This is a genomic window from Coprococcus intestinihominis, assembly GCF_040096555.1.
GTDB lineage: Bacteria > Bacillota > Clostridia > Lachnospirales > Lachnospiraceae > Coprococcus_A > Coprococcus_A intestinihominis.
The window spans coordinates 1-3,048 of sequence record NZ_JBBMEK010000333.1; the positions used below are offsets into that span (position 1 = coordinate 1).

The following is a 3,048-nucleotide window of genomic DNA, read 5'->3' on the forward strand; positions in this document are numbered from 1 at the left end:
GATCATTGGTATGAGAGATCCAGGCCTTTGGTGAAAGGATAATAATTTTATCAAATTCTGTATGAATTGCAAATTTCTCAATGGTATGCACGATAATCGGCTTCCCGCCAACTTCCATAAACTGTTTTGGTCTCTCTACATTACCCATTCTTGTTCCCTTGCCTCCGGCAAGAATAACGCCATAAATATTATTTGCCATTGAATAATTCCTCCTGTTATTCCATTACATATATCTCTTGATATATCTGATAATTCGTTCTGTTGCATGACCGTCGCAGGCAGCCATATATTTTCTATAAAAAGCCATATAGGCTTCATTAACCGAAGCATCCAGCATAGATGGATCGGTAAATATCTCTATTAATTCCTGTTCATTCCGCGCTCGAATTCCCGGTATCTCCCTGTAATCCAGGTAAAATCCCCTGTTGTCCACATATTCTTCCAAATCCGGTACAAACAGAACAATAGGAAGCTTGTAGACCATCGCATCAAAGAGAATTGACGAGTAGTCTGTGATCAAGACATCTGCCGCCGGTAATAATTCTTCCGTCAGAATCTCACAGTTACTTCCTGCCAGATGAACCTGCGTATGCGGATGCAGCTTAATAATAAAATAATGTGTTGCTTTCAGTTTTTCACTGATTCTCTGAATTTCTTTCAGTCCTTTGACACCGGCCACTCCCGGATTTCCCCTGAATGTCGGCGCCCACAATACAATTTTCTTGCCTTTTGCTTCCGGATATTCTTCAAAGAAATGTTCCCGACATTCTCTGTTGAAATTCTCATCAAAATAAAGATCTGTTCGGCTGATACCCATTGCTTTGACTCTTTGACACGGCAGCCGCATGGCGCTGGAAAATGGTTCAATACATCGCTTTGCACTCACTGTGACCAGGTTGCAATTTGCCATAACATTACCTTTATAATAGGCCGGAATATCGTCCGCCGTGTCATAACCAAACTTCTTCAGCGCACCACCGGCATGCCACAGCTGTATAACCTTTGTTCCTTTACGCTTACGGCATGATGCTGCCGGCAAAAAGTTGTCACAGATCACAACCGTCTGTGAAACAGCGTATAACTTCATGAATTCAAACATATTCCGAAGTACCCGGCCTGCCGAACAATGCTCATTATTCCAATACATCTCTGTTATATGCAAATCTTCCTGCTGCTCCAGTGCTGCCTTCAATGCCATCAAACTAAACGGTATCTCATCATGATGTGCATCAGCCAAAAGTATTGTTCCCTGTTTAATTGGTTTTACCGCATATAACTTATATACGATCGGCAAGATGACTTGCTGAAAGGCCATCTTGATAACCTGTTTTATAAAAAATACCATGATTCTTATATTGCCCTCTAATCCATTTACTTATTGTCTCAATACTATGAAGTATATCATATTTTCCAATTAATAACGATATTATAACGCAAGTTTTCACAAAAGAAATAGAATCGTAAGTTTTTTGACACATTTTGTATCCTTTGTTTCAATCGAATCATTATGCTAAAATTAATAAGACAGATGAACTGTCTATTTCATAAAGGAGTTAACATGATAAGCATGGAAAAACGTATTTTTTTATTTGATAATTTAAAATTTTTTCTGATTCTCACCGTTGTCATTGGGCATTTTATTGATTATATAACTAAGTCTTCTCATATGATGAGTGGATTGTTTTTATTTATCTATTCTTTTCATATGCCATTTTTCATTTATTTAGCAGGATTATTTCACAGCAACCATAATATAAAAAATCGTTGCGTTTCATTTATCGCAATTGGTTTCTCGATGAAGATACTTTTTGCATTATGCAGAATGATATTTTTTCACAAAGCATCTTTCTCTTTGTTGTCCGATTCAGGACTTCCTTGGTTTATGTTCGCTATGGCCATGTTTACAGCAGTTTCCTACTTCCTGCGTGATTTTAATACCTTCACATTATTTATTTTGTTCACGCTTCTGGCTTGCTTTGCTGGTTATGATGAGTCATTGGGCAACTTTCTTTATCTATCCAGATTTATCGTATTTTACCCATTTTATCTTCTTGGCCAAATAACCAATAAAGAAAAAATATTGTTTATCACACAACGTCCCGTTCTCAAAATTATTGGTGCTATCTGTATTATTGGCTGGGGCATCTTGTGCATGACTCAAACTGGTCATCTTATTTTTTTACTGGCGCTTTTCACTGGCAAGCATTCCTTCGCATCTAATGAAATATTTGCCTTTTATGGTCCTATTTACAGGGCATTATGCATGGCGATAACTATTATCGCAGGCTTTTGTCTTATGTGCATTTTTCCTAATAAAAAGCTGCCATTTATCACAAAGGCCGGCAGCCGTACACTTCAAGTCTTTTTCTGGCATTATCCGTTTATCTATTTCTTAACCGGAATACACGCCGATAAACTTCTGGCCGACTCCGCACCGGGTAAAGTAATCTGGCTACTGACCAGCATTCTTTTAACTCTTCTCCTAAGCACTAGAATTTTTGCTTTTCCGGTTAAAGGAATCCAGAAATCTTTTTCTTCTGGCAAAAATTAATGTACACAATAATAAATCCCCGCATACCATTTCCGATATACGGGGACTTTTTTTACCACTCTCTGGTAAGTAATTCAATTCGAGCTGCGGCACGGGCCCATGCACGTCTTGCGCGGGCAATATCCGTATCCGGACCTGGATTAGTGATACGCTCTCTCGCACGGGAAAGCGCAGCTTTTGCTCTATCCAGATCGACTTCCTCTGGCCATTCGGCAATTTCCGCCATGATGCTGATCTTGTCTGGCTGTATTTCTACAAAACCATCATGAATCGCAATATGTCGGATACTTCCGTCAGCCTTTGTGATATGAGTAACTCCCGGCGCCATCATGACAGTCACCGGAATATGTCCCGGAAGGACGCCAATCTCGCCTTCCGCAGTTCTCATTTCAACCATTTTGACAGATTCATCACACATCAGATGATCCGGTGTAATGATCTGCAGCTGCATCAAGGCTTCCATATCTCATCCTCCAGACTTATTTCACTTTGGCAAG

Annotated in this window: 4 protein-coding genes; 1 reads left to right on the forward strand and 3 read right to left on the reverse strand. The window is 39.5% G+C overall.

The window, feature by feature from the left end; all coding sequences use genetic code 11:
- Positions 1 to 199 (reverse strand): NTP transferase domain-containing protein (locus WMO25_RS16655; protein WP_349086279.1); only part of this gene is annotated, 199 nt, incomplete at its 3' end.
- A 24-nt stretch (positions 200 to 223) separates the two neighbouring features.
- The gene (locus tag WMO25_RS16660; RefSeq protein WP_349086280.1) at positions 224 to 1,315 is read right to left on the reverse strand and encodes a CDP-glycerol glycerophosphotransferase family protein; all 1,092 of its coding nucleotides are present in this window, start codon (positions 1,313 to 1,315) and stop codon (positions 224 to 226) included.
- 252 nt (positions 1,316 to 1,567) lie between these two features.
- On the opposite strand from WMO25_RS16660, the gene WMO25_RS16665 reads away from it, so the two are divergent.
- Positions 1,568 to 2,551, forward strand: a complete 984-nt coding sequence (locus WMO25_RS16665) for an acyltransferase family protein (protein ID WP_349086281.1) — start codon at positions 1,568 to 1,570, stop codon at positions 2,549 to 2,551.
- Between the two features lie 52 nt (positions 2,552 to 2,603).
- Here the strand turns inward: WMO25_RS16665 and atpC are convergent, their stop codons facing one another.
- The gene (gene atpC / locus WMO25_RS16670; RefSeq protein WP_349086282.1) at positions 2,604 to 3,014 is read right to left on the reverse strand and encodes an ATP synthase F1 subunit epsilon; all 411 of its coding nucleotides are present in this window, start codon (positions 3,012 to 3,014) and stop codon (positions 2,604 to 2,606) included.
- Between the last annotated feature and the right edge of the window lie 34 nt (positions 3,015 to 3,048).

Excerpts from the sequence above, each read along its gene's own strand:
- WMO25_RS16660 (WP_349086280.1), bottom strand. The coding sequence starts at position 1,315 with ATGGCCTTTCAGCAAGTCATCTTGCCGATCGTATATAAGTTATATGCG.
- WMO25_RS16665 (WP_349086281.1), top strand. The coding sequence starts at position 1,568 with ATGGAAAAACGTATTTTTTTATTTGATAATTTAAAATTTTTTCTGATT.
- atpC (WP_349086282.1), bottom strand. The coding sequence starts at position 3,014 with ATGGAAGCCTTGATGCAGCTGCAGATCATTACACCGGATCATCTGATG.